Annotated in this window: 25 protein-coding genes and 1 pseudogene; 20 read left to right on the top strand and 6 right to left on the bottom strand. The window is 62.4% G+C overall.

Annotated features, from left to right (window positions below):
* The first annotated feature begins 3 nt into the window (after positions 1-3).
* Both aceF and lpdA read left to right on the top strand, forming a co-directional pair.
* Complete coding sequence (aceF, locus tag Q8O29_RS00360; RefSeq protein WP_305560070.1) at positions 4-1,683, top strand: dihydrolipoyllysine-residue acetyltransferase; 1,680 nt, start codon at positions 4-6, stop codon at positions 1,681-1,683.
* A 79-nt stretch (positions 1,684-1,762) separates the two neighbouring features.
* Positions 1,763-3,595 (top strand): dihydrolipoyl dehydrogenase, encoded by a 1,833-nt coding sequence (gene lpdA / locus Q8O29_RS00355; protein WP_305560069.1) that lies wholly within the window; start codon positions 1,763-1,765, stop codon positions 3,593-3,595.
* 285 nt (positions 3,596-3,880) lie between these two features.
* On the opposite strand, the gene Q8O29_RS00350 is transcribed toward lpdA, so the two are convergent.
* Entirely contained in the window at positions 3,881-4,066 is a 186-nt protein-coding gene (locus tag Q8O29_RS00350) for a hypothetical protein (protein WP_305560068.1), read from the bottom strand.
* Positions 4,067-4,187: 121 nt separating this feature from the next.
* Here Q8O29_RS00350 and Q8O29_RS00345 point away from each other — a divergent pair, with 121 nt between their 5' ends.
* From Q8O29_RS00345 to Q8O29_RS00335, 3 genes are all read left to right on the top strand, one after another.
* The gene (locus tag Q8O29_RS00345; protein WP_305560067.1) at positions 4,188-5,345 is read left to right on the top strand and encodes a tetratricopeptide repeat protein; all 1,158 of its coding nucleotides are present in this window, start codon (positions 4,188-4,190) and stop codon (positions 5,343-5,345) included.
* Entirely contained in the window at positions 5,342-6,469 is a 1,128-nt protein-coding gene (locus tag Q8O29_RS00340; protein WP_305560066.1) for a HupE/UreJ family protein, read from the top strand. Before Q8O29_RS00345 ends, Q8O29_RS00340 begins: the two co-directional genes overlap by 4 nt.
* Before the next feature lie 64 nt (positions 6,470-6,533).
* Positions 6,534-7,250, top strand: a complete 717-nt coding sequence (locus Q8O29_RS00335; protein ID WP_305560065.1) for an aspartate/glutamate racemase family protein — start codon at positions 6,534-6,536, stop codon at positions 7,248-7,250.
* Positions 7,251-7,265: 15 nt separating this feature from the next.
* Here the strand turns inward: Q8O29_RS00335 and Q8O29_RS00330 are convergent, their stop codons facing one another.
* From Q8O29_RS00330 to Q8O29_RS00320, 3 genes are all read right to left on the bottom strand, one after another.
* A complete protein-coding gene (locus tag Q8O29_RS00330; protein ID WP_305560106.1) occupies positions 7,266-8,177 on the bottom strand; it encodes a polysaccharide deacetylase family protein in 912 nt (303 codons plus the stop codon).
* A 7-nt stretch (positions 8,178-8,184) separates the two neighbouring features.
* On the bottom strand, positions 8,185-8,550 hold the full coding sequence (locus tag Q8O29_RS00325; RefSeq protein ID WP_305560105.1) for a nuclear transport factor 2 family protein: 366 nt from the start codon (positions 8,548-8,550) through the stop codon (positions 8,185-8,187).
* A 113-nt stretch (positions 8,551-8,663) separates the two neighbouring features.
* Positions 8,664-9,644: a tripartite tricarboxylate transporter substrate binding protein gene (locus tag Q8O29_RS00320; protein ID WP_305560064.1), complete on the bottom strand. Its 981-nt coding sequence runs from the start codon at positions 9,642-9,644 to the stop codon at positions 8,664-8,666.
* Between the two features lie 191 nt (positions 9,645-9,835).
* Between Q8O29_RS00320 and Q8O29_RS00315 the strand changes: the two genes are divergently transcribed.
* Together Q8O29_RS00315 and Q8O29_RS00310 are read left to right on the top strand one after the other, a co-directional pair.
* Positions 9,836-10,111, top strand: coding sequence for a hypothetical protein (locus Q8O29_RS00315; protein ID WP_305560111.1), 276 nt, complete (start codon positions 9,836-9,838; stop codon positions 10,109-10,111).
* A 247-nt stretch (positions 10,112-10,358) separates the two neighbouring features.
* Positions 10,359-11,345, top strand: a complete 987-nt coding sequence (locus Q8O29_RS00310) for a tripartite tricarboxylate transporter substrate binding protein (RefSeq protein WP_305560063.1) — start codon at positions 10,359-10,361, stop codon at positions 11,343-11,345.
* Between the two features lie 42 nt (positions 11,346-11,387).
* Here the strand turns inward: Q8O29_RS00310 and Q8O29_RS00305 are convergent, their stop codons facing one another.
* The gene (locus Q8O29_RS00305; protein WP_305560062.1) at positions 11,388-11,936 is read right to left on the bottom strand and encodes a C40 family peptidase; all 549 of its coding nucleotides are present in this window, start codon (positions 11,934-11,936) and stop codon (positions 11,388-11,390) included.
* A gap of 272 nt (positions 11,937-12,208) precedes the next feature.
* Here Q8O29_RS00305 and Q8O29_RS00300 point away from each other — a divergent pair, with 272 nt between their 5' ends.
* The 11 genes from Q8O29_RS00300 (at position 12,209) to Q8O29_RS00250 (ending at position 21,443) form a co-directional block, all read left to right on the top strand.
* The gene (locus Q8O29_RS00300; protein WP_305560104.1) at positions 12,209-13,324 is read left to right on the top strand and encodes a PQQ-dependent sugar dehydrogenase; all 1,116 of its coding nucleotides are present in this window, start codon (positions 12,209-12,211) and stop codon (positions 13,322-13,324) included.
* A 79-nt stretch (positions 13,325-13,403) separates the two neighbouring features.
* Positions 13,404-14,252 (top strand): archaetidylserine decarboxylase, encoded by an 849-nt coding sequence (gene asd / locus Q8O29_RS00295; RefSeq protein ID WP_305560061.1) that lies wholly within the window; start codon positions 13,404-13,406, stop codon positions 14,250-14,252.
* Between the two features lie 222 nt (positions 14,253-14,474).
* Positions 14,475-15,407: an iron-containing redox enzyme family protein gene (locus Q8O29_RS00290; RefSeq protein ID WP_305560060.1), complete on the top strand. Its 933-nt coding sequence runs from the start codon at positions 14,475-14,477 to the stop codon at positions 15,405-15,407.
* 5 nt (positions 15,408-15,412) lie between these two features.
* Complete coding sequence (locus tag Q8O29_RS00285; RefSeq protein WP_305560059.1) at positions 15,413-16,357, top strand: class I SAM-dependent methyltransferase; 945 nt, start codon at positions 15,413-15,415, stop codon at positions 16,355-16,357.
* Between the two features lie 30 nt (positions 16,358-16,387).
* Complete coding sequence (locus Q8O29_RS00280; protein WP_305560058.1) at positions 16,388-16,576, top strand: hypothetical protein; 189 nt, start codon at positions 16,388-16,390, stop codon at positions 16,574-16,576.
* 153 nt (positions 16,577-16,729) lie between these two features.
* The gene (locus Q8O29_RS00275) at positions 16,730-17,143 is read left to right on the top strand and encodes a response regulator (RefSeq protein WP_305560057.1); all 414 of its coding nucleotides are present in this window, start codon (positions 16,730-16,732) and stop codon (positions 17,141-17,143) included.
* A 69-nt stretch (positions 17,144-17,212) separates the two neighbouring features.
* Entirely contained in the window at positions 17,213-17,641 is a 429-nt protein-coding gene (locus Q8O29_RS00270) for a hypothetical protein (protein WP_305560056.1), read from the top strand.
* Between the two features lie 29 nt (positions 17,642-17,670).
* On the top strand, positions 17,671-18,474 hold the full coding sequence (locus tag Q8O29_RS00265) for an ABC transporter permease (protein ID WP_305560055.1): 804 nt from the start codon (positions 17,671-17,673) through the stop codon (positions 18,472-18,474).
* A gap of 34 nt (positions 18,475-18,508) precedes the next feature.
* Positions 18,509-19,522, top strand: a complete 1,014-nt coding sequence (locus tag Q8O29_RS00260; protein WP_305560054.1) for an MlaD family protein — start codon at positions 18,509-18,511, stop codon at positions 19,520-19,522.
* Positions 19,519-20,193, top strand: a complete 675-nt coding sequence (locus Q8O29_RS00255; RefSeq protein WP_305560053.1) for a hypothetical protein — start codon at positions 19,519-19,521, stop codon at positions 20,191-20,193. The genes Q8O29_RS00260 and Q8O29_RS00255 overlap by 4 nt, the downstream gene beginning before the upstream one ends.
* A complete protein-coding gene (locus Q8O29_RS00250) occupies positions 20,190-21,443 on the top strand; it encodes a YbfB/YjiJ family MFS transporter (RefSeq protein WP_305560052.1) in 1,254 nt (417 codons plus the stop codon). Before Q8O29_RS00255 ends, Q8O29_RS00250 begins: the two co-directional genes overlap by 4 nt.
* A 10-nt stretch (positions 21,444-21,453) precedes the next feature.
* Here Q8O29_RS00250 and Q8O29_RS00245 read toward each other — a convergent pair whose 3' ends face one another.
* On the bottom strand, positions 21,454-22,044 hold the full coding sequence (locus tag Q8O29_RS00245) for a restriction endonuclease (protein ID WP_305560051.1): 591 nt from the start codon (positions 22,042-22,044) through the stop codon (positions 21,454-21,456).
* Positions 22,045-22,207: 163 nt separating this feature from the next.
* On the opposite strand from Q8O29_RS00245, the gene Q8O29_RS00240 reads away from it, so the two are divergent.
* Both Q8O29_RS00240 and Q8O29_RS00235 read left to right on the top strand, forming a co-directional pair.
* Positions 22,208-23,149: a DMT family transporter gene (locus Q8O29_RS00240; protein WP_305560050.1), complete on the top strand. Its 942-nt coding sequence runs from the start codon at positions 22,208-22,210 to the stop codon at positions 23,147-23,149.
* 52 nt (positions 23,150-23,201) lie between these two features.
* Positions 23,202-23,339: pseudogene (locus tag Q8O29_RS00235) on the top strand (phosphoglycerate dehydrogenase); the annotation flags it as partial.
* Positions 23,340-23,479 lie beyond the last annotated feature (140 nt).

The raw sequence follows: 23,479 nt of genomic DNA, 5'->3' as shown, positions 1-23,479 counted from the left end.
AACATGGCACTGGTAGACATCACCATTCCCGACATCGGCGACTTTGACGAAGTGACGGTCATCGAACTGCTGGTCAAACCCGGCGACAGCATCAAGGCCGACCAGAGCCTGATGACGGTCGAAAGCGACAAGGCCTCGATGGAAATCCCGTCCAGCCAGGCCGGCGTCGTGAAAGAACTCAAGGTCAAGCTCGGCGACAAGGTCAAGCAAGGATCTCTTGTACTTGTGCTTGAAAGCACAAGCGCGAGCTCCCTTTCGGGACAAGCTGGCTCTCCCTCTCCCCAACCCTCCCCCCATGGGGAGGGCTCGAAAGCCCCAGCCCCCGTCACGCCAGCACAAGCAGCTACAAAATCAGTAGCAGAACCAGCCACTGCAGCTAGCCCGGTGGAGGTCCACGTGCCTGACATCGGCGACTTCAAGGACGTGGTTGTGATCGAGGTGCTGGTCAAGGTCGGCGACACCGTCAAGGCCGAGCAGTCGCTGGCGACCGTGGAGTCCGACAAGGCCTCGATGGAGATTCCGTCCAGCCAGGCCGGCGTGGTCAAGGAAGTAAAGATCAAGCTCGGCGACAAGATCAATGTCGGCGACGTGTTGCTGGTGCTCGAAGGCGTGGCTGCTGGCGCGTCTGCTGCACCCGCTGCGGCGCCTGCACCTGCTGCCGCCCCTGCACCCAGTGCTGCGGCAGCGCCGACAGCCGCCTTGCCGACGCATGAACCAGCTGCCCCCACCGGGCAACTGCCGCACGCTTCGCCTTCAGTGCGCAAGTTCGCGCGCGAGCTCGGTGTGCCGCTGGCCGAGGTCAAGGGCAGTGGTCCCAAGGGCCGCATCACGCAGGACGACGTGCAGGGCTTCACCAAATCCGTGATGGCCGGCGATGTGCGCACCCAGGCCCAGTCGACGAAGGCGCCAGCGGCAGCAACAGGCAGCAGTGGCGCCGGGCTGGACCTGCTGCCCTGGCCCAAGGTGGACTTCAGCAAGTTCGGCGCGGTCGAGCGCAAGGACCTGCCGCGCATCAAGAAGATCAGTGGCGCCAACCTGCTGCGCAACTACGTGATGATCCCGCACGTCACCAACCACGACGATGCTGACATCACCGACCTGGAAGCTTTCCGCGTGTCCACCAACAAGGACAACGAAAAATCAGGCCTCAAGGTCACCATGCTGGCTTTCCTGATCAAGGCCAGCGTGGCAGCGCTGAAGAAATTCCCCGAGTTCAACAGCTCGCTGGACGGCGACCAACTGGTCTACAAGCAGTACTACAACATCGGTTTTGCCGCCGATACGCCCAACGGCCTGGTGGTTCCCGTGCTCAAGGATGCCGACAAAAAAGGCATCATGCAGATATCGCAGGAGATGGGTGAGCTGGCCAAAAAGGCGCGTGACGGCAAGCTGGCCCCGGCCGAGATGCAGGGCGCAAGCTTCACCATCTCCTCGCTGGGCGGCATTGGCGGGCGCTACTTCACACCCATCATCAATGCGCCCGAAGTCGCCATCCTCGGCGTGTCCAAGAGCCAGATGGAACCGGTCTGGGACGCGAACCACGGAGGGGGAGCCTTCCGCCCGCGCCTGATGTTGCCGCTGTCGCTGGCCTGGGACCACCGCGTGATCGACGGCGCTTCAGCGGCCCGTTTCAACGCCTACCTCGGCCAGATACTGGGCGACTTCCGCCGGGTTCTGCTGTGACCACAGGCGGTCGGCAGAGATGTTCACCGTCGAGCTGAAGCAAACCAGCTGACAACCCACGATCAAGCGGAGATAAGTGATGGCATTGATAGACATAAAAATTCCCGACATTGGCGATTTCGACGAAGTGACCGTTATCGAGGTGCTGGTCAAAGCCGGTGACAGCATCCAGGCCGACCAGAGCCTGTTGACGGTCGAAAGCGACAAGGCCTCGATGGAAATTCCGTCCAGCCACGCTGGTGTCGTGAAAGCGCTCAAAGTCAAACTGGGCGACAAAGTCAAGCAAGGCACGGTGGTTTTATCGCTGGAAGCCGAAGGCGCCGCTGCTGTCCCGGTTTCAGAACAAAAACAGGCTCCAGCCCATGCTGTACCTGCGCAAGCAGCTCCTGAAAAGATAGCGCCTGCAGCAACGGCCTTCACCGGCAGCGCCGACCTCGACTGCGACCTGCTGGTGCTCGGCGCCGGCCCGGGCGGTTATTCGGCGGCTTTCCGCGCCGCCGACCTCGGCCTGAAAGTTGTGCTGGTCGAGCGTTATGCCACGCTGGGTGGTGTCTGCCTGAACGTCGGCTGCATTCCATCCAAGGCGCTGCTGCATGTGGCGGCCGTGATGGACGAGGTCAAACATTTCGAGGCGCTCGGCGTGACCTTCGCCGAGCCGACGGTGGACATCAACAAGCTGCGCACGCACAAGGAAAAAGTCGTCGGCAAACTCACTGGCGGCCTGGCCGTCATGGCCAAGATGCGCAAGGTCACCACGGTGCGCGGCATCGGCCAGTTCGTCGGCACCAACCACCTGCAGGTGGACGAAACCGCCGGTGCCGAGGGCCAGGAAAAAACCGGCAAGACCCAGACCATTGCATTCAAGACCTGCATCATCGCCGCCGGTTCTCAGGCGGTGCGCCTGCCTTTCATGCCGGACGATCCACGGGTGGTGGACAGCACTGGCGCGCTGGCGCTCAAGGACGTGCCCAAACGCATGCTGATTCTGGGCGGCGGCATCATCGGCCTGGAGATGGGCACGGTTTACAGCACGCTGGGTGCGCGCCTCGACGTGGTCGAGATGATGGATGGCCTGATGCAGGGTGCCGACCGCGACCTGGTCAAGGTCTGGCAGAAGATGAACGCGCCGCGTTTCGACAACCTCATGCTGAAGACCAAAACCGTGGGCGCCAGGGCGACCAAGGCGGGCATCGAGGTGACGTTCGCTGCGGCGGAAGAGGGCGGCACGGCGCCCGCCCCGCAAACCTACGATTTGGTGCTGCAAGCCGTGGGCCGCACACCCAACGGCAAGAAGCTTGGCGTCGAGAAAGCCGGTGTCAATGTCAGCGACCGCGGCTTCATCCCGGTCGACATCCAGATGCGCACCAACGTGCCGCACATCTTCGCCATCGGGGACATCGTCGGCCAGCCCATGCTGGCGCACAAGGCGGTGCATGAAGCGCATGTGGCCGCCGAAGTGATTGCCGGCGAGTTGCAGGGCAACAAAGAACTGGCCAGCGCCGCCTTCAATGCGCGCGTGATTCCGAGCGTGGCCTACACCGACCCCGAGGTGGCATGGGTCGGCCTGACCGAAGACCTGGCCAAAGCGCAAGGCATCAAGGTCAAAAAAGGCCTGTTTCCATGGACCGCCTCCGGCCGCGCGATTGCCAACGGCCGCGACGAAGGCTTCACTAAACTGCTGTTCGACGACAGCCCGGAAGCGCATGGCCACGGCAAAATTCTGGGCGGCGGCATCGTTGGCACCCATGCGGGCGACATGATTGGCGAGATCGCACTCGCGATTGAAATGGGCGCCGACGCAGTGGACATCGGCAAGACCATCCACCCGCATCCGACGCTGGGCGAAAGCATCGGCATGGCGGCGGAAGTGGCGCACGGTAGCTGCACCGATCTGCCGCCGGCTCGCAAGTAGCCGAAGTCCCGTTCTCCGATGCAAAGCCCGAACTGGCCACAGTTCGGGCTTTTTGCTGGGTTTCCTATTCCTTATTCGTTGGCTTGCAGGTGAGAGAAGCGCATCACTTCGGCGGCGTATTCGGTGCCCCGATGTTCAAGCCAGTACGAGACCTTTCGCACTGCGGTCTGTTTGAGTGCATGGCAATTCCGGGTTCAGATCAACCAACAGGACTGCGCACAAGCCGTGCCAGAAACAAAAAAAGCGGGCCAAATGGCCCGCTTGTCAGGGAACAAGTCAACGGAATTACTTCTTTTCCATCATCTTTTTGCACTCGGCCTTCATCTTGTCGTCGGCCTTGGCGGCGTCCATCTTTTTGCACTCTTCCATTTTCTTGTCGTCTTTCATGGCACCGCCGTGCGAGCCGGCAATCGAAGTGAAAGAAACGGTGGCGAAGGTCGCGGCGATCAAAACTGACAGTAGTTTGCGCATGGGTAAACTCCGATAGTGATTCAAATAGCTGCCAACAAAATGGCTGGCAACGCAGCATACAACAGACATGGTTATTCATTGGTTGACAGGTTTACTGCGTATCAGGGTTTTCACTATCCTCTTGTCGGCGTTGATACCCGCGGCGGTGTCGCACGCAGTGCCGCGCACGCCTGCCAACGACGCCGAAGTGCTGGAGAAGCTGCCAACCCGCGCCGCTGACAGCACCGCGCGCGAGTTGGCTGCCCTGCGTGCGGCTGTGGCCAAAGCGCCCACCGACGCCTCATTGGCCACAGAGCTGGCGCAACGGTACTTTGATCTGGCGCTGGCCCAAGGGGATCCCCGTTATGTGGGCTATGCCGAGGCCGTGGTGACCCGCTTTGCCAACCCCTTGCCGGCGCCCTTGCTCACTTTGCGGGGTGTGCTGCGCCAGTACCGACATGATTTTGCAGGGGCCTTGAAGGACTTCGAAGCCGCCCTGGCGCTGGCGCCAGAGTACGCGGCAGCCCACGCCTGGCGCGGCGCCATTTATTTGGTAGAAGCTGACTATGGCGCTGCCCAGAAGGAATGCGCCGCCTTGCAAAAATTGGATCGCGAGACGCTGGCGGGGGCCTGCCTTGGGCTGTTGCAGGCCTACAGTGGGCAACTGGCGTTGGGTTACAAGACCCTGCAGAAAATCTTGGACCTGGCTACGGATGCCGACAACCGCTTGTGGCTCCTGACCCGGCTGGGCGAGGTCGCCGCTTGGCGCGGGCAAGACGCGCAAGCGCAAGCGCATTACCGCGAGGCACTTGGCTTGGGGCGCGACGATGTGTATTTGCTTGCCGCCTGGACAGACTTTTTGCTCGACGCTGGTCAGCCGGCCGAGGTGGTTCGTCTGCTGGCCAAATGGGAGTCGGCCGACAGCTTGTTGCTGCGGCTGGCCGAGGCCGAGACCCTGCTCAAGCTGCCTGAAGCCGCCCGACACCAAAAAATGCTGGTGGACCGGTTTGCCGCCGCCCGCGCCCGCGGTGACACGACGCACCGGGCCGAAGAGGCTCGGTTTGAGCTGCGCTTGCGCCAGGACCCGGCCACCGCCTTGCGTCTGGCGCAGGAGAACTACGCTGTGCAGCGCGAGCCGAGGGATGCGCGTGTGCTGCTGGAAGCTGCAGTTGCCGCCAAGGACCGTGCCAGCGCCCAGGTCGTGCGCGACTGGTTGCTGCGCAGTGGTTTTGAAGACGCCCGCACGCGCCGTCTTGCGCAGGCGTCTGAGTCAGCGGGCGCTGACGGGGGTAAAAAATGAGGTGGCGCATCCTTTTTCTGAGTGTGTCGCTGCTGCTGCTCATTAACCCCGTGTGGGCGCACAAGGCCAGCGACAGTTATCTGGTGCTCGATGTCAAGAGCCAACAGCTGACCGGTCAGTGGGACATTGCCTTGCGCGACATTGACTTTGCCATCGGGCTTGATGCCGATGGCAACGGCGAGATCACTTGGGGTGAGCTGCGCGCCCGCCACACAGATATTGCCGCCTGGGCCTTGAGTGCCTTGACGCTGGATCGGGGTGGTGCCTGCGTGCTGCAGGTTACCCGGCACCAGGTGGATGAGCACACCGACGGTGCCTACGCCGTGCTCAAGTTGAGGGGTAGCTGCCCGTCAGACGAGGGCGAGCTGGGTGTGAACTACCGCCTGCTGTTTGACCAGGATGCGCTGCACCGGGGCTTGTTGCGTCTGGACCTGGGGGGCATCACCCACTCGGCCATCATGGCGCCTGACAACGCCCGGCAGCGTTTCAGCGCCGACAAGCCATCGCTCGTGGCGCAATTTGGGCAGTTTTTTGTACAAGGCGTCTGGCACATCTGGATCGGGTTTGACCATATCTTGTTCCTGATCTCGCTGTTGCTGCCGGTGGTGCTGGTGCGCGAGGCGAGGCGCTGGCGCGGTGTGGGGCGGTTTGGCGAGGCCTTGCGGGAGGTGTTGTGGGTGGTGACCTCCTTCACCGTGGCCCATTCGATCACTTTGTCCCTGGCCGCGCTGGGACTGGTCTCGCTGCCCTCCCGGCTGGTGGAGTCGGCGATTGCCTTGTCGGTGGTGCTGGCGGCGCTCAACAACCTCAAGCCCGTGGTCAACGAGCGTCGCTGGCTGATTGCCTTTGTGTTCGGCCTGATTCACGGCTTTGGCTTTGCCAGCGTGCTGGGCGATTTGGGCTTGCCACAAGAGACGCTCGTGCTGAGCCTGGTAGGCTTCAACGTCGGGGTCGAGATTGGGCAGTTGGCGATTGTGGCGGCATTTTTGCCCGCCGCTTTTTGGTTGCGCAACACTGGTTTTTACCGCCAGGGCATCTTTGTGGGGGGCTCGCTGCTCACGCTGCTGATTGCCCTGGTATGGCTGGCGGAGCGCGCGTTGGACCTGAAGCTGATGGGCGCTTAGGCGTAGCGACCTGGCAGCGCCTTAGCTTGTCGCACCTGTCTCGTTGCTTTAGCATGGGCTTGTCATGCGCCACATTCTGATCATCAATCCAAATACTTCGGCAAGCGTGACAGCCTTGCTGCAACACCATGGGCAAAATGCTGCGGGAGCTGAGGTGCAGGTGCACGTTGTCACTGCCAGGTTTGGTGCTCCCTATATATCGTGCGAGGCCAGTTATGCCGTGGCTGGTCACGCCACCCTGGCCGCTTGGGCAGGTGCAGTGGCCGGAAATGCCACACCTCCCGACGCGGTGTTGATAGGCTGTTTTGGGGACCCTGGCCTGTTTGCACTTCGCGAAGCCAGTGCAGCGCCGGTCACAGGTCTGGCGGAGGCGGCGTTCGCCAAGGCCGCACGATATGGACGCTTTGCGGTTGTCACGGGTGGGCAGCGTTGGAAGCCCATCTTGCAGCGCATGGCAGAAAACCTCGGTTATCGCTCGGCGCTGAGGGGTATTGTGACTATTGATCCCACAGGGGCGCAGCTGGCCCGGGACCCGCTCGCCGCACCGGCTCTGCTGGCTGACGCCTGCCAGCAAGCCGTGAGGCAATTCAATGTCCAGGCCGTCATTTTGGGGGGTGCTGGCCTTGCGGGCATGGCTGCACAAGTGCAGGCGCAGGTGGGGGTGCCCGTGATCGACAGCGTTCTGGCGGGAGTTCGCCAAGCTCTTTTGTTAGCTGCGCAAGCGCCCATTCAAAATACTGACCGTCTCGATGAGATTGGTTCCTGGCTGGGCAAATGCTGAACGCTCTGATGCAACTCACGCAGCTATCTGCACTGCGTGTCTGAAGATTTCGCCAGGCGTGGTCATCCAGACCTGACCACGATCTCGTGCGGCAGCAAGGTGCTGTAACGCCCGCCGTAGATGCCGCAGGCGGTAAGGCTGGCCGACAATGTAGGGGTGTAACGCGATGCCCATGACAAGCGGTGCTTTGCCGGGTGCTTGCGATTGTTCGACCATTTCGTCCAACTGGTCGATGATCATTTGCGCAAAATCTTTGCCGTCCATCTGCCGTCCAATGATCATCGGGATGTCATTGAGCTCTTGCGGGTAAGGCACGGCCCACAAGGGTTGACCGCTGCGGGTTCGCATGGGTAGCGGCTGGTCGTCGTGACACCAGTTCAGCGTGTAGCCGTAGCCGCTTTCCGCCAGCAGGTCAGGCGTGTGCAGGCTTTCAGAAATCCAGGGTGACAGCCACCCGGCTGGCGACTGGCCACTTTCCTTTTGCATGCGCGCGCGGCATTGCACCAGCAGGCCTCCCTCGTCCGCTTCACTCAGCGCGGCTTGCCGCTCGGCATTGCTGTGACCGTGGCCGACCAGCTCGTCGCCGCGTGCCACGCAGGCGGCAACCAGCTCCGGGCAGTGGTCATACAGCGCCGTGTTGATCAAAGCCGCCGCCGGAAGGCCGAGGTTGTCGAACAGCTCCAGGCAACGCCACGCACCCACGCGGTTTCCGTATTCACGCCAGCTATAATTCAGGACATCGGGCTGGGGGCTGGGCGGACCGATGGCTGCACCCATACCTTCGCCAAAGGCAAAGTGCTCGATGTTAAAACCCAGGTAAACGGCCAGCCCCGCCCCGTTGGGCCAGCGATAGGGTTTGCGCTGATGAATCGCTTGGTAGTCAAAGCGCCTATGCGTTGGCAGGGCGCCGGTGTAGCTTGCTGCCATTGGCTGATCAGAGGACAGCCAGGCCAGCACGTACCAGCAGCCACTCGGCACTGTCATTCCACACGTCCATGTGGGTGATCAGCCCGTTTTTGACGACATAGCGGTCAACGTAGCGGTTGCCTTGAAAAGGCGTGCTGTCAGGCCACTCACTGTACAAGGTGCCCAGGCTATAGACAACGGCTTCAACGGGTGCCGCACCGTTCGAACTTGCCATGACCGTTTCGGTGCGCTCAATCCTTTTCTTCACCCATTTGTAGCGCGAGGCGTTGAATTTGGTGCAATCAGCGGGCGCGCTGAAGGCGCGACCGCCCGTGAACAGGATTTTCATGTCGGGTGCTGTGAACCGGCTGGCGGCCACTGGATCGGGCAGCATGATGAGCCGCAGGAATTCGTTGACCACCTCGGCAGCGCTTGCCGGGTCGCTTGAAATGGCGGGAGCGGTGTTCAATCAAAGCTCTCCTGCGGCTGTCGTCGGCCGATAAAAAATTATGTTATCACCTCAACGTTGGCCAATTTGGCCACGTCGCGCCATGTGTTTATCTGGGCATTGATCAACTGAACAAAGTCGGTACCGACGACAGCATTTTTGCGGGGCAAGGTCTGAATGTCTTCCAATCTGGCAACAATATCCGGTTTGGCCAGAATTTCCGGAATCAGCGCCGTCAAGCGCTGAAAGATGGGCGCTGGCAGGCCTTTAGGCGCCGACAGTCCCAGCCACTGTGAGCCCGTCAGCTTGGGAAAGCCGAGTTCGGCAAACGTCGGAATGTTGGGCAGGGCAGGCAGGCGGTTGGGCGTAGAAACAGCCAGCGCGCGCAGCGACCCAGCCTTCAGTTGGGCCACATTGGTGGTGATGGGGTCAAGCACGCTATCGATTTGCCCGCCCAGCAAATCCTGCATGGCGGGCGCGCTGCCCTGGTAGGGGATGTGGTCGTGCTGGGGTGCCTTGCCTTCAATCTTGAGCATTTCGCCAAACAAATGGTTCGCAGAGCCAATACCCGACGAGCCGTAGCGCACTGGCTTGGTTTTGGCGGCGGTCAGGTATTGCTCCAGTGTCTGGAAGGGCGACTGCGCACGCACCAGCAGCACCATCGGTGCTTCAACCAGCATGCCCATGTGAGAAAAATCGTTCACTGGATCAAACGGCATGGTTTTGCGGGTGGCCGTTGCATAGATGTGCACTGACGCATGGCTGACCAGCAGAGTGTAGCCGTCGGCGGGCTGCTTGGAGACGTAGTCCGTGCCGATCAGGCCACCCGCACCAGCGCGGTTTTCAACCACGACAGTCTGGCCCAACGCCTGCGCCAGATGCGGCGCCATCAACCGCGACACCGTATCGACCAGACCGCCGGGCGGGAATTGCGCGACCAGTCTGACGGGCCCGCGTGTGGGCCAGGCGCTTTGGGCGCCTACCCATGCCGGGGCTGTCAAGGCAGAAACACCTGCGGCCAAGATGTGACGACGTTTCATGAAGGCTCCTGACGGTTAAGGGCTGCATGAGCAGCGATCAATGGGTTTAAAACGGTACGGCGATAAAGGCGCTCACGATTAAGCAACTTGTGTGCCAATGATTGGCTGTGCTGATCGACGGCGTTTACGCCTGCGTGATCCCAGCGTGGGCATACCGACCCCGAACTCGCGTGGTCACCCACATAGGCCAGATGATCGGGCAGATCACACTCGCGATTGAATTGGGCGCCGACGCAAGGGATATCGGAAAAGCCACCCACCCGCATCCGACGCTCGGCGAAAAGCATTGGCATGGCGGCAGAGGTGGCGCACGGGAGCTGCACCGACCTGCCGCTGGTGCGCAGGCAATCCACGCACTACTATCGGCCGGGTGCTGCCAGGCTACTGAGAGTTTGGGTCAACTGTGCCATGTCTTCCGGAGAAATTTCGGCAAAAAGATCGGCATGAAATACATCCGCTCGCGTTGAAAGTTTGCGGACCATTTTCAGGCCGGAGTCAGTCATGAAAAACAGCACGCGGCGGGTGCCAGTGGGCCGACTCTGCAGGCCTGCGCAAGCTGGAAGCGCGATCAGCCTGTTGCCGACAAACCATTGAGGCCGGTACGCGCGTCGCGCAGGTGTCAGCCCATCGGCGTTTGAGTGCTGTTCACGGTGCAAACCCGCTGGCCGGCGGGCAAGGCTTGCCCCAAAATGAAACACCATTCCTGGAGACGTCATGTCAGCAAACCCATTGTCCCGCCGCCGATTCAATCTGGCCATCTCCGCCAGTGCCGCTACTGTGTGTGCACCCTTGCTGGCCCAGTCGGCCTGGCCGAACAAGCCGATTCGTCTCATCGTGCCTTACCCACCGGGCGGTTTTACCGACCAGATGGCCCGCATTGTTCAGGTGGGTCTGCAAAATCGCTTGCAGCAAACTGTTACGGTGGACAACAAACCGGGCGCCAACAGCATCATTGGCGTGGACTTGCTGGCCAAGGCGCCAGCCGACGGCAGCACCTTTGCGGTGGTGATTGCAGCCTATGCCGCCAACACCACGCTTTACCCCAAGCTGCCGTATGACCCGCGCAAGGACCTGACCGGCGTGTCGCTGATGGGGGTGTCTCCGTTGCTGGCCGCCGTCAACAACGACGCGCCTTTCAAGACCGCCAAAGAATTGATTGCTTATGCACGCGCGAACCCTGGCAAGGTCAGCTTTGGGTCGTCGGGCAATGGTTCGGCTGCGCACCTGACCAGCGAGCTGCTCAAGTCGCTGACCAAAACCTACATGGTGCACATTCCTTACCGGGGTGCGGTGCCGGCATTGACCGATCTCATCGGCGGCCAGATACAGCTGTTTTTTGATGCTGCCACCGGGCTGATCAACCAGGGCAAGGCTGGCAAGGTCAGGCTGATTGGTGTGTCCAGCGACCGCCGACTGCCCGCTGTTCCCGACGTCCCCACCTTTATTGAGCAGGGGTTTGCCGGCTTCACTGGCAGCACCTGGGCCGGCATGTTGGCCCCGGCGGCGACGCTAAAAGACATTGTCAAACGCATGTCAGACGAAGTGGGGCGCATCATCCGCAGTGACGAGACCCGCGCGCGACTGGATGCGATGGGGACTTTTGGTGCTGGTGGCTCGCCGGAGGAATTTGATGCCTTCATTGCGGCCGAAACCGTCAAATGGGGCAGGGTCATCAAGGAAGCGGGCGTGAAAGCCGACTAATGGACCCAGCGTCAGGAGGGCGACCTGGGCCGCAGCGTGGGCTTATTCGCCGGAGGCGGGGGAGGTCGACGTGCCGGGTACCCGGCGTGCGCCGTCAAAGCGGCGTGCCCAGTAGGCCACACCCATGCTTTCAACCCGCACTTCCGCGCCAGGCTTGGGCGAGTGGATGAACTTGCCGTCACCGACATAAATGCCGACATGGCTGAAAGTGCGCTTGAGGGTGTTGAAGAACACCAGGTCACCCGGCTGCAGGTCTTTTTTGTCGATGTTTTCGGTGGCTGCGGCCTGCTGCTCGGCACGGCGCGGCAGCACCAGGCCAATGCTCTGTTCGTAAATGGCGCGTACAAAACCGCTGCAGTCAAAACCGGTTTCCGCCGAATTGCCACCGCGCCGATACGGCACGCCCAAAAACCCCATGGCGTTGACGACCAGCTCCGACGCTCGGTAGCCCACCGACTGGCGCACATGGTCGATCCGGTTCAACAGGCCTTTGTCGGCCATAAACTTGTCCATGTCGTCGCCAGAATGGCCAGGGCTGGCTTGCGCTGAGGCGGCAAGCAGAAGGCTGGTGACGAGCAGGGTGAAACGCATGGGCGCTAGGGTACTTGAAGGATGAGTCCTACGTCAAGCTAAAGTTTTTTCTAGATTGCGTTGTTAAGCCGTTGATTTGTAAAGATATAAAACAAGTTACTTGGTCTGTGCAAATCCACGCGAAGCTGATGGAAACAAGCGTCAGCCCCGCAGCGCTGTGCAAAGGCTGGCATATTGGCCCTCCGTCCCCCGCAACATTTCGGGGCCAAGCCGCCGCTTTGAATTGAGAGTCAAATATGCCTTCAGCCCATAAGGGACGTGCGCAAGTAGCTATGTTTTTGATAGCATTTTTGGGTGCTACCGCATTCAACCAGGCACAGTCCCAAGGCGTGCGCCCCGAGGTCCTTGCCAGTGGCCTGCAAAACCCCTGGGCGGTGGCTTTTTTGCCGCAAGGGCGCTTTCTGGTGACCGAGCGCCCTGGCCGCATGCGGGTGGTCGAGGCCGACGGCCGACTCGGCCCGCCTTTGCCGGGTTTGCCCGCCATTGATGCCGGCGGGCAGGGCGGCTTGCTAGATGTGGTGGCCGATGCGGATGTCGCGGCCAACCGGCGGGTCTACTTTTGTTACTCGGAGGCTACGGCTTCAGGCGGCAACAGCACCGCGCTCGCGAGTGCCACCCTGGCGGCCGACAATTCGCGGCTTGAAGATGTCAAGGTGATCTTCAGCCAGAAACCCAAGTTTTCGAGCAGCGCGCATTTTGGCTGCCGCATTGTCGAGGGGCGCAAAGACGGCAAACCCGACGGCACCCTGTTTCTGACCTTGGGCGACCGCTATTCCCGCATGCAGGACGCGCAAAAGCTCGACAACCACCACGGCAAGGTCGTGCGCATTAATAAGGACGGCAGCGTGCCCACCGACAACCCGTTTGTCGGCCGGCCCGGTGTGTTGCCGGAAATCTGGAGTTACGGTCATCGCAACCTGCAGGGCGCCACCTTGACGCCGGACGGCGTTTACTGGACCCATGAACACGGGCCGCAGGGCGGCGACGAAATCAACCTGCCGCAGCCGGGCCGCAACTACGGCTGGCCGGTGATCACCTATGGCGAGAACTACGGCGGCGGCAAGATGGGCGAGGGCATCACTGCCAAACCCGGCCTGGAGCAGCCGCTGCATTACTGGGTGCCGTCGATTGCGCCCTCGGGCATGGCGTTTTTGAGCAGCGACAAGTACGGCAAGGGCTGGCAGGGCAACCTGTTTGTCGGTTCGCTGAAGTTCGGCTACCTCAACCGCATCGAGCTGGAGCAGCCCTTCAAGGGCAAGGTGGTGCGCGAGCACAAGTTGCTGGAGGGCGCCGGCCGCGTCCGTGATGTGCGGCAGGGCCCGGACGGGCTGCTGTACGTGCTGACCGACAGCTCGCAGGGCCGCTTGTTGCGTTTGCAGCCGCAGTAAGACTTGCGCGGGTGTTTTGGCGGGGGGCATCCGCCTGCGCCGATAGAATAGTTGCTTTTCCCAACCAGAGTGAGCCTGCGTGACCGAACGATCCGAAGTCCTGTTGCAATACCTTTTGCCCAAACGGGCGATCACCGAGTTCGGCCACCATATTGCGTCCATGCGGGGCGGTGCCATCACCACGCGCATCATCCGCTGGTTCATCGGCAAGTACGGCGTCAACATGGCCGAGGCGGCCAACCCGGACATCGCCAGTTACGCGAGCTTCAATGATTTTTTCACGCGGGCCCTCCGACCCGGCGCCCGCCCGCTGGCCGCCGCCGACCTGATCTGCCCGGTGGACGGTGTGATCAGCCAGTTCGGCGCCATCGCTGGCGACCAGATTTTCCAGGCTAAGGGTCACCACTATTCGACCACCGCCCTGGTCGGCGGCGACCGTGAGCTGGCTGCGCATTTTGACGGTGGCAGCTTCGCCACGATTTACCTCAGTCCCAAGGACTACCACCGCATCCACATGCCGGCCGACGGACGATTGAGCCGCATGATTTATGTACCGGGCGCGCTGTTCTCGGTCAACCCGGCCACGGCGCGCGGTGTGCCCGGCCTGTTTGCACGCAACGAGCGGGTGGTTTGCGTGTTCGAGTCGGCGCGCGGCCCTTTTGTGCTGGTGCTGGTGGGGGCCGCGATTGTAGGCAGCATGGCGACGGTCTGGCATGGCGTCGTCAATCCGCCGAGGACGCGCGAGGTGCGTGATTGGCGTTATGACGCCGAGCAGGTGGCGCTGCGGCAAGGCGACGAGATGGGACGCTTCCTGCTCGGCTCCACCGTCGTGCTGCTTTTCCCGCAAGGACCCTGCCGCTTCAACCCAGCCTGGGCGCCGGGTGCGGCGGTGCGACTCGGTGAAGCAATGGCCCACCTGGCCGACTGACCATCCCGAGTTGCTATTGATTGAATAGCGGCTTGCGGCCATCCGGCAGGGGTTGCATGCGTGTGGGGAGCTGCATCCTGGTTTCCGGACAGTGGCTTGCGACAGGCCTACCGAATCTTCATCCATTTCCTACAAGACGGGCTCACCGCCCTGCCTAAGCTTTTCAGCTAGAACAGCCTGGCCGCATCCTGCGGTCTGTCGCTGGTTCGCACTGGAGCACTTGTGGCCAAGGAATTTTTTAACGAAATCGGCGACTTTCCGCAGCCCCATGATCTGGCCCCAGCGCCCGTCGACAGCCGCGACCCAGTTGCTTTGCATCGCGGATTGGCGCATTTCAACAAGCAGCGGGTCGCTGTCTCGACGCCAAGCAGCGACTGGCGCCAACACCTGAGCGCTGAACTGGCCTGGCGCAGCGCTGAAGGCGAGTTTCTTGAAAATCTTCGCGCCATCGTCGCGCCCCTGCTGCCGCAGGCCGGGCTGGCGTCCCAAGCCTTCGTGAGCTGGTTTGAAGGTCTTGCACAAGATGGCCCGGGTCAGCAGCACCCTTTGTTTGACTGGCTGGCGCACACGGCGTCCTACCAGGACATGTGCTGGTTTTTGCGTCAGGAAGCGGCGGGAGAAGCCGGGTTTGATGACCTGCTGGCTTACACCCAGGTTCAGCTACCAAACCGTCCCAAGCTGGAACTGGCCCGCAATTACTGGGATGAAATGGGCCATGGAAAACCCAAGGCCATGCATGGCGCCATGCTGGCCAATGTGGTGTCCGAACTCGGGCTGACCCCCTGTATAAATAGCACCGTATGGCAAGCGCTGGCGCTGGCCAACACCATGCTGGGCATGGCGACGTCGCGCCGTTATGCCTACCACTCGATTGGTGCGCTCGGTGTTATTGAGCTGACCGCACCGATGCGTGTGAAGCTGGTGTCGGACGGTATGCGTCGCCTCGGTATGAGCGGGCGTGTTCGAGCCTACTTTGATCTGCACGCGGTACTTGATGTGCACCATTCCCAGGCCTGGAATGCTGAAGTGATTGCGCCCTTGGTCGATGCGGACCCCGCGTGCGGGCGCTTTATCGCCGAAGGCGCGCTGATGCGGCTGCTGTGTGGACAACGCTGTTTTGATTGTTATTCGGTCAAGCTGATGCCGGGGCATTGACACCGATGCTTGAATCCGCAGCGGCCTTCGACGCAGCACTGAAGGCGTTGCTGCAACATTTGCGAGAGCAGGCTTACCAGTTCACCGCCGTGACACCGCTGACGCATGCACGCGCGCTGGTGAACCGGCAGGGCATTCCGGCCAACAGCTTGCGCGATATTTTTGGCTGGTCCCTGGGTTTTTCTGAACCGGCAATGCCAGCCGCCTTGTTGGACGTGCTGCTGCTGCACGGCGTCGTGGTCCGCGAAGATGCGCTGTACCGCAGCCGCATCAGGGTAGCGAGTTTTGACGGTGACTTGTTTGTGCATTCGGCGTTTCCCACGTTGGCCAACGATGCCGTTTTTTTCGGCCCGGACACCTACCGGTTCCTGAACCTGATCCGCGATCACATGCCCGTGGCTACTGCAGACAGGCCACTGCGTATCGCGGACGTGGGATGCGGCAGTGGCGCCGGTGGCATCCTGGCGGCGCGTTTGCGCGTGGGTGCGCACGTGACGCTCAATGACATCAACCCATTGGCCCTGCGTTACGCCGGCATCAACGCGGCCTCGGCGGGGGTGGACGTTGAGCTTGCGCCCGGCGATGCCTTGTCCGCCGTCACAGGCGACTTTGATGTCGTGCTGTCGAACCCCCCTTACCTCGAAGACGACGCCGAGCGTGCCTACCGGCATGGCGGTGGCGATCTGGGTCGGGCACTGAGCGTGAAGATAGGTGCCCAGGCCCTGCAGCGCCTGCTGCCCGGCGGACGGCTGATTCTGTACACCGGCGTCGCGATTGTGGACGGTGTTGATCATTTCATCCGGGAGATGGAGCCATTTCTAAGGCAGGCCGGCTGTACCTACACCTATGCCGAAATCGACTCCGATGTCTTCGGCGAAGAGCTGGAACGGACGGTGTACCGGCAAGCGGACCGGATTGCGGCGGTTGGGCTGGTCGCTGTGAAGGCATGAAATATCTTGAATGAACATCAAAGGAGCGTTATGCGCAAGCCATCAGACCCTTCCAAGGAATTGAAAGCCATGAAAACCGCCGATGACGCGGACCCGCAGGCCAGTCACGCTGGCGCCCTGTCGGTCAAGGCCTGGCCATTTGCGCCTGGTTCGCAGCAGGGCAAACAGGTGGCCAAACCCTGGTCCCCCAAGACGTCCTACCGCTTCAATCAGCGCTGAGGCCGTGGCTTGCTGTTGCGCTGCCTGCCACCCTGACGCCCTGCATGGGTTTGCAGAAAAGCTGCGTTGAGCTTGTCTTTCAGGGCGTGGCCGGGCTTGGCGGCGCGCGCGCTGTGCTGTGGCGTCTACACTTTGGGCAACAGTGGAACTTAGATGCAGGTAAAAGAGACAGATCACAGCAGTCGGAAGGGGCATTCCTCGCTCAAGGTTTTTCTGATTGAGGACAACGTGGTGCTGCGCAACATCATTGTGGCTGCGCTGCGCGACATACCATCGGTGGAGGTGCTGTTTTATGCAGACAACGAAATTGCCGCGACCAACTGGCTGTCGTCCAACGACAGCGCCTGGGACCTGGCGGTGGTGGACCTGCATCTCAAAAAGGGCAGTGGCGTGGGTGCGCTGAGTTGGTGTACCACGCGCCGGCCTGAGCAACGGGTGGTGGTTTTGAGTGGGGAGCTCACCGATGCCATGCGCCAGAAGTGCCTGGCCTTGCGCGCTGACGCGGTGTTCGACAAGGGCACCGAGATGGACGCCTTCCTCAATTACTGCAAGTCACTCGCCACCTGAGTGGCATGCCGCATGGCCTAAACTTGTGCGCCGCGCTGTCACGGCGCTTCATTCTTTCTGGAGACCGGCATGACCGTGTTATTTCGCGAGCAACTTCTCGCAGCCTCCGAACAAGCCGTGTTTCCTGCCGAAAAAACACGCGACCCGCAGACCGGCGAGGAGTCGCTGGACCCGGCGTCTGCCGCATCAATTGCGCGGGTGTTCGAGTTATTCGGTATCAGCGCCTTGACACCGGAGGACGATGATTTTGATCGCGTGATCAACACCACCTGCACACTGGCGGTGGAAGTCGCGGCGCATGTGCAGGCACTGGACGAGGTATCGGGCGCGCTGGACGCGCTTGAAGACGCGGCCGATTGGCACCCCGACTACCGCGCCTATGTCGGCGCGTTGTGGCGGGGTGACCGCGATGACATTGCCAAAGCTGCGGGCCGGCTGCAATTGGCAGGCGGCATTCCCAATGGCTCATTGCCGCTGGACCAGGGGCCGCTCGCCTGAGTTCGCGCCCCTCACGGCTATCATGTTTCATGATCTCAAAGGCGCGCGGGTTTTCTTCGCTTTCGCTGCTTAACCGCAGGGCACGCGACTGGCTGCTAGGCTGGTGGCGACTGATTTACCTGGGCGCAATGATTCTGGTGCTGGCTATGTCGCCCTCGAGTTACGGCCGCCCCCACCGCCGTGTGCTGGCCGAACACATCTACCGCAACACGGCGCCCAACCTGCTTGGTTTCACGCTGATGTGTGCCCTGATCACGGTGGTCATCACACGCATCGTGATCGTCACCGCCATCAGTTACGGCTTGTCGCAGTACGCGCTGCAGGTGGTGATTCGGGTGCTGGTGCTGGAGCTGATTCCGTTGACAGCGGCGATGTTTGTGGCGCTGCGCTGCGCCATTGCCAGCGGTGTCGAGCTGTCTCAGATGCGCCGTGCCGGCGCGCTTGAAGCGCTGCAGCAGCGCGGTGTGGACCCGGTGCGCCACGAGGTGCTGCCGCGCGTGACGGCAGGTATTTTTTCGACCATCACGCTGGCCGCGCTCAGTTGCGTGGTAGCACTGGTGATGGCTTACCTGGCGGTGTACGGCTTCACGCTGTCTGGCGTGGTCACCTACACACGGCTGTTTGGCCAGGTGTTCAACCCGGAGGTCACGTTGATTTTTCTGCTCAAGACCTTGTTTTTCAGCCTGGCTGTGTCCCTGATTCCGATGGCCTCGGCCCTCTACGATTCGACAGCGCCGCGCCTGCGCGCCAGCGCCGAGTTGCGCATGCTGGTGCGCATGTTCGCTGTGATCCTGTTGATTGAGGTGTTGTCCCTTGTCGGCAACTACTATTGAAACCCGGTCCTCCCACCATGAATCCTTTCACACCATGAGCAAGCCCCTTGACACATCACCGGCTGCCGGCCCACTGCCGCCGGTGGACGCGGTGGGGCCATTGCCACCCGTGGCCAACCTGGAGTTCAAGGCCGTGTTGCTGCTGATCTTCATGGCCACGCTGGTGATCGGCTCGGCGCTGTACGTGCTGTATGCACGCGGCCTGTTTGAAAGCACGCAAAAACTGGTGCTGGTGTCGGACGACTCCGAAGGCGTGGTGGTCGGCATGGACCTGACGTTTTCGGGTTTTCCTATCGGCCGCGTGCGCCGCATTGAGCTGGCCAACGACGGCAAGGCCCGCATCGTCATTGACGTGCCGACGCGCGACGCCCACTGGCTGCGCACCTCCAGCGTGTTCACGCTGGTGCGCGGCCTGGTCGGCAGCACCAACATCCGGGCTTACACCGGCCTGCTCAAGGACCCGCCGCTGCCCGACGGCGCGGTGCGCGAGGTGTTGCGCGGCGACACCGGCGCCGAGGTGCCCAAGCTGATCGCCGCAGCCAAGGAACTGATCGAAAACCTCAACAGCCTGACCGCCAGCGAGGGCGCGGTGGCGGCCAGCCTGGGCAATGTGCAGAAGCTGACCGAGCGCCTCAACGGGCCCGGCGGCGCGCTCGGCGTGTTGCTGGGCAACGAGGCCGAGGCCAAAAAACTGATCGCCACGCTGGACCGTACCAACGCCTTGCTGACCAAGCTTGACGGACTCGCCACTAAGACTGACACCCAGGTGTTCGGCGACAAGCCGGGAAATCTGGGGGTGGTGCTCGAAACGCGCGCCACGGTGGTTCAGCTCAATGCCCTGCTCGGCGAAGCGCGCACCAGTCTGAAAAAAGTCGATGCGGTGCTGGTCGAGGCCCAAGCCGTGGGTGCTAATGCCCGCGCGGCAAGCGACGACCTCGGCACGCTGCGCGGCGAGGTCGAGTCCAGCCTGCGCAAGGTCGACAGCCTGATCAACGAGGTCAACCGCAAGTGGCCGTTTGCCCGTGACACGGAGATCAAGCTGCCATGAGTAATTTTGCAAAAACGCTGCTTCCTGCGGCCTTGCTGGCGCTGGCCGCCTGCAGCAGCGGCCCGAAACCTGCTGACTGGCAACTCGAAGCCAAAACCGCCAGCGAGCGCGGCGTGGCGGCCTACATGGAAGGCAATGCACGCGTCGAAGCCGTGGAATTTGCGCGGGCACTCAGCGAAGTCTCCAGCACCGGTCGAGTCGATCTGACAGCGCGTGTTGAACTGCTGCGCTGCGCCAGTCGCACCGCCAGCCTGGTGCTTGAGCCGTGTGTCGGCTTCGAGCGATTGCGCGCCGATGCGCCACCGGTAGAGCGCGCCTATGCCGACTACCTGGCCGACCGGCTGCAGCCGCAGGACACGGCCCTGTTGCCCGCAGCCCAACGCGCCGCTGCTGCCGGGGATGCGGCCGCTGTCAAGGCCATCGCCGATCCGCTGTCGCAACTGGTGGCTGCGGCGGTGCTGTTTCGGGGTGGGCGCGCCAGCCCGCAGGTCGTGCAGCAGGCAGTGGACACTTCATCTGCCCAAGGCTGGCGTCGGCCGCTGCTGGCCTGGCTGGGCGTGCAGGCGCAGCTCGCTGACAAGAGTGGCGATCTCGAAGAAGCCGCGCGCCTGCGCCGCCGCATGATGCTGGTGGAGCCGGTCAAAACCGGCGCCGCAGGACCCCGGCTTTGAGCGCGCCCCGGCCCGAGCCCGGCCGCTGGACCATCGCCATCGCCGGCCTGTTGTCGCTGGCGATTGCCATGGGCATAGGCCGTTTTGCCTTCACGCCGCTGTTGCCCATGATGCTCAGCGACGGCGTGGTGGACCTGCCCACGGCGAGCTGGCTGGCCAGCGCCAATTATTTTGGCTACCTGGTGGGTGCCTTGATGTGCACCTTTCAGCCCTGGATCTGGAAACGGCTGCCGTTTTTGCCGCAGGTCGCCGGCCCGACCTGGGTGCGTATCGGCCTGGTCGCCACCGCCGTGCTGACCCTGGGCATGGCGCTGCACGTGCCTGCCGCCTGGCCCTTGCTGCGTTTTTCCGCCGGTGTGGCCAGCGCGCTGGTGTTTGTCTACACCTCGGGCTGGTGTCTGTCGCAATTGGCCCGGCGCAACGCACCCATGATGGGCGGCGTGATTTACGCCGGCCCCGGCGCCGGCATCGCGCTGAGCGGCCTGTTTGCCAGCGGCATGGTGGCGCTGCAGTGGCGGGCCGCTGCTGGTTGGCTGATTTTTGGCGTACTGGCGGCGCTGCTCACGGCAGTTGTCTGGCGCACCTTCCAGGAGCGGGGCGGGCAGGGCGTCGGTAGCGCAGCCGCGCCAACAGCGGCGTTGCGCGCGGACGCGCCGGCGGGTCGCAATCAGATGCTGTTGCTGGCAGCGGCGTACGGCCTGGCGGGTTTCGGCTACATCATCACCGCGACCTTTTTGCCGGTGATTGCGCGCGAGGCGATGCCGGGTTCGGTCTGGATCGACTTTTTCTGGCCCATCTTCGGACTGGGTGTCATCACCGGCGCCCTGCTGGCCACGCGCATCCCGGCCACGGGCGACTACCGCCACCTGCTGGCCGCGTGTTACTTCGTGCAGGCGCTGGGCATTGCCGCCAGCATCTTCAGTCCGAACCTGGCTGGTTTTGCCATCGGCAGCCTGTTGCTGGGCATTCCATTCACCGCCATCACTTTTTTTGCGATGCAGGAGGTGCGGCGCCTGCGGCCAGCGGCTGCGGCCAGCACCATGGGCCTGCTAACGGTCATGTACGGCATTGGGCAAATCGCCGGCCCGCCTATGGTGGCGCTGCTGCTGCGGCACAGCCGCAGCCTGGGTGAGGGCTTCACGCTGTCGCTGGAAGTTGCCGCCGCCACCTTGCTGGCCGGTGCGCTGATGTATCTATGGATGGTCAAGGCCTACCCGGTGTCGGGCAAGGCGGGCGCTTCGGCCGGATGAGGGAAGAGCGTCAGGCGACTGCTTTGGCGATCAGCACCGGCCTGAGCAATTGCGCCAGCTCGGTGCCCTGGATCACGCGGATCTGGTGGCTGGCGGCGAACTGGCGTGCGTTGTCGGTGACCTCACCGGTTGTCACACAGATACAACTGCTGGCACCACGCGCGCTGCGCGCCGCCTCCAGGCCCTGGAATATCTCCAGCCCCAGGCGCGCGGCTTTCCAGCGTTTGCTGCTCAGCAGCACGGTGCGGCCGCCCTTGATCAGCTCGAAGTCGGCCGCAGCGCTTTCCAGACGTTTGGCCTGGAAACCTTCGCGCACCAGGGCCTGCTCCAGCGCGGCCGAAAATTCGCGCCAGGGCATGGCGTTGATCTGCGCCAGCGTGGCCTCAACATGGGCGGTGCTGGGTGCGCTCAATTGCCGCCACAGCGTGATCAGTGCAATCACCACAAATGGAAAACCGCCCATGGCGCCGAACAAAAAATACTGGGGCGGCAGCAGCGCTTTGGACACCAGCGCGATGACGCCGGCAATCGACAGGCTGATCCACCACGAGGAGCGCAGCAAGACGGCGAAGAGCGACTTTTCAGCCATTTTGAATTTCAAGATATTCCTTTCAACGGGACAGCGCTGTTTGTATCATGCCGCGCAGCGCTGCGGCAGGCAGTCTTATCGCCAAACTGGTATGCTTCAAAAATGATAGCTGCTTGAGCTTATTTTCATTGGGCTGCAGGCCTTTTTTATTCGCAAATCCAAACTATGTCCGTTCATGAGTAGTCAGCAGGAAAGCGCCGCACAGCGGCGCGCCACCCTGGCCTTGGGGTTGGGGCTGGTGCTGGTGGTGGTCTGGGGTATCAACTTCTCGCTGCAGAAGTTTGTCTTCAATGTGGTCGGCCCTGGCGGCTTTTTGTTTGCGCGTTACCTGATCATGCCGGTCTGCGCGCTGGCGCTGCTGCTGTGGCGTTATGGCCGGTACTTCCCGAAAGTCACACGGCGCGAGTTCTGGGAACTGGCCCGCCTGGGCGTCGCCGGCCACTTTTTGCATGTGGGCATGGTGACTTACGGCATCCACTGGTCCACCGCGTTTTCGAGCTCGTTGATCCTGGCCTGCGGGCCCATCTTCACGCTGCTGATCCTGCGCCTCATGGGCCTGGAGCCATTGCACAAGGCGCAGATTGCCGGCGTGGCGGTGGCCTTTGCGGGCGTGCTGATTTTTCTCTCCGACAAGCTGCTGGGCGGCCAGTGGCTGGCCACCGGCGGTGATTTGTTTTTGCTGGTGGCGGCGAGTTTCTTCTCGTATTACACCGTGGCGGCCAAGCCGCTGATTGAGCGCCACGGTGGTGTGCTCACCATGGCCTACGCCACCTTGCTGGGCAGCGTGCCGGTCGTGTTGTTTGCCTTGCCTGCCGGGCTGGCCGCGCCCTGGGGCGATGCCTCGCTGGTGGTGTGGCTCAGCCTGGTCTGGTCGGTCACGGTGTCGGCCTTTCTGGGCTGGCTACTTTGGGGCTGGGTCAATGCGGTGCGCGGTGTGGCCCGCACCGCGCCGCTGATGTACCTGATGCCGCCGGTGGCCGGCCTGGTGGCCTGGCTGTTTGCCGGCGAGCAGTACACCGGCATCAAGCTGGCCGGCGCGGCGCTGACCCTGGTGGGCGTGGCGCTGGCGCAGTTCACCGGCCGTGGCGCGCGCGAGGCACCCGCGCCGGTGGATTGAGCCGACCTTGCTGCGGGGCCGGGCAAAGCGGTGGACGCCCGGAGCCGCGCCCGGCCTGGACAACGTGATCCTGACGCCGCATGTGGGCGGCTCCACCATGGAGGCACAGGCCAACATCGGGATCGAAGTCACGAAAAAACTCGTCAAGTACAGCGACAACGGCACCTCGACCTCGTCGCTCAACTTCCCCTAGGAGTCTGGGCGGCAGAAGGCGTCGAAGCGAAAAGTGGCCCCGGCGAGGACAGTTTTTGCCGGGTTTGCAGCCTCATAGCCGTAGCTATGGGGCAAAAAGCCGGTGAAAAATGGACCGGCGCGGCCGCTTTGCAGCCG

This window comes from Polaromonas sp. (assembly GCF_030689685.1).
In the GTDB taxonomy this organism is placed as follows: Bacteria; Pseudomonadota; Gammaproteobacteria; order Burkholderiales; family Burkholderiaceae_C; genus Polaromonas.
The sequence above is the reverse complement of the archived record's forward strand: the minus strand, read 5'-3'. Positions and strand labels throughout refer to the sequence as shown.

Bases quoted from the DNA above. Each gene is read 5' to 3' on its own strand.
- aceF (WP_305560070.1), top strand. From the start codon at position 4: ATGGCACTGGTAGACATCACCATTCCCGACATCGGCGACTTTGACGAA.
- lpdA (WP_305560069.1), top strand. From the start codon at position 1,763: ATGGCATTGATAGACATAAAAATTCCCGACATTGGCGATTTCGACGAA.
- Q8O29_RS00350 (WP_305560068.1), bottom strand. From the start codon at position 4,066: ATGCGCAAACTACTGTCAGTTTTGATCGCCGCGACCTTCGCCACCGTT.
- Q8O29_RS00340 (WP_305560066.1), top strand. From the start codon at position 5,342: ATGAGGTGGCGCATCCTTTTTCTGAGTGTGTCGCTGCTGCTGCTCATT.
- Q8O29_RS00335 (WP_305560065.1), top strand. From the start codon at position 6,534: ATGCGCCACATTCTGATCATCAATCCAAATACTTCGGCAAGCGTGACA.
- Q8O29_RS00330 (WP_305560106.1), bottom strand. From the start codon at position 8,177: ATGGCAGCAAGCTACACCGGCGCCCTGCCAACGCATAGGCGCTTTGAC.
- Q8O29_RS00325 (WP_305560105.1), bottom strand. From the start codon at position 8,550: ATGCTGCCCGATCCAGTGGCCGCCAGCCGGTTCACAGCACCCGACATG.
- Q8O29_RS00320 (WP_305560064.1), bottom strand. From the start codon at position 9,644: ATGAAACGTCGTCACATCTTGGCCGCAGGTGTTTCTGCCTTGACAGCC.
- Q8O29_RS00315 (WP_305560111.1), top strand. From the start codon at position 9,836: ATGATCGGGCAGATCACACTCGCGATTGAATTGGGCGCCGACGCAAGG.
- Q8O29_RS00310 (WP_305560063.1), top strand. From the start codon at position 10,359: ATGTCAGCAAACCCATTGTCCCGCCGCCGATTCAATCTGGCCATCTCC.
- Q8O29_RS00305 (WP_305560062.1), bottom strand. From the start codon at position 11,936: ATGCGTTTCACCCTGCTCGTCACCAGCCTTCTGCTTGCCGCCTCAGCG.
- Q8O29_RS00300 (WP_305560104.1), top strand. From the start codon at position 12,209: ATGTTTTTGATAGCATTTTTGGGTGCTACCGCATTCAACCAGGCACAG.
- Q8O29_RS00285 (WP_305560059.1), top strand. From the start codon at position 15,413: ATGCTTGAATCCGCAGCGGCCTTCGACGCAGCACTGAAGGCGTTGCTG.
- Q8O29_RS00280 (WP_305560058.1), top strand. From the start codon at position 16,388: ATGCGCAAGCCATCAGACCCTTCCAAGGAATTGAAAGCCATGAAAACC.
- Q8O29_RS00275 (WP_305560057.1), top strand. From the start codon at position 16,730: ATGCAGGTAAAAGAGACAGATCACAGCAGTCGGAAGGGGCATTCCTCG.
- Q8O29_RS00270 (WP_305560056.1), top strand. From the start codon at position 17,213: ATGACCGTGTTATTTCGCGAGCAACTTCTCGCAGCCTCCGAACAAGCC.
- Q8O29_RS00265 (WP_305560055.1), top strand. From the start codon at position 17,671: ATGATCTCAAAGGCGCGCGGGTTTTCTTCGCTTTCGCTGCTTAACCGC.
- Q8O29_RS00260 (WP_305560054.1), top strand. From the start codon at position 18,509: ATGAGCAAGCCCCTTGACACATCACCGGCTGCCGGCCCACTGCCGCCG.
- Q8O29_RS00255 (WP_305560053.1), top strand. From the start codon at position 19,519: ATGAGTAATTTTGCAAAAACGCTGCTTCCTGCGGCCTTGCTGGCGCTG.
- Q8O29_RS00240 (WP_305560050.1), top strand. From the start codon at position 22,208: ATGAGTAGTCAGCAGGAAAGCGCCGCACAGCGGCGCGCCACCCTGGCC.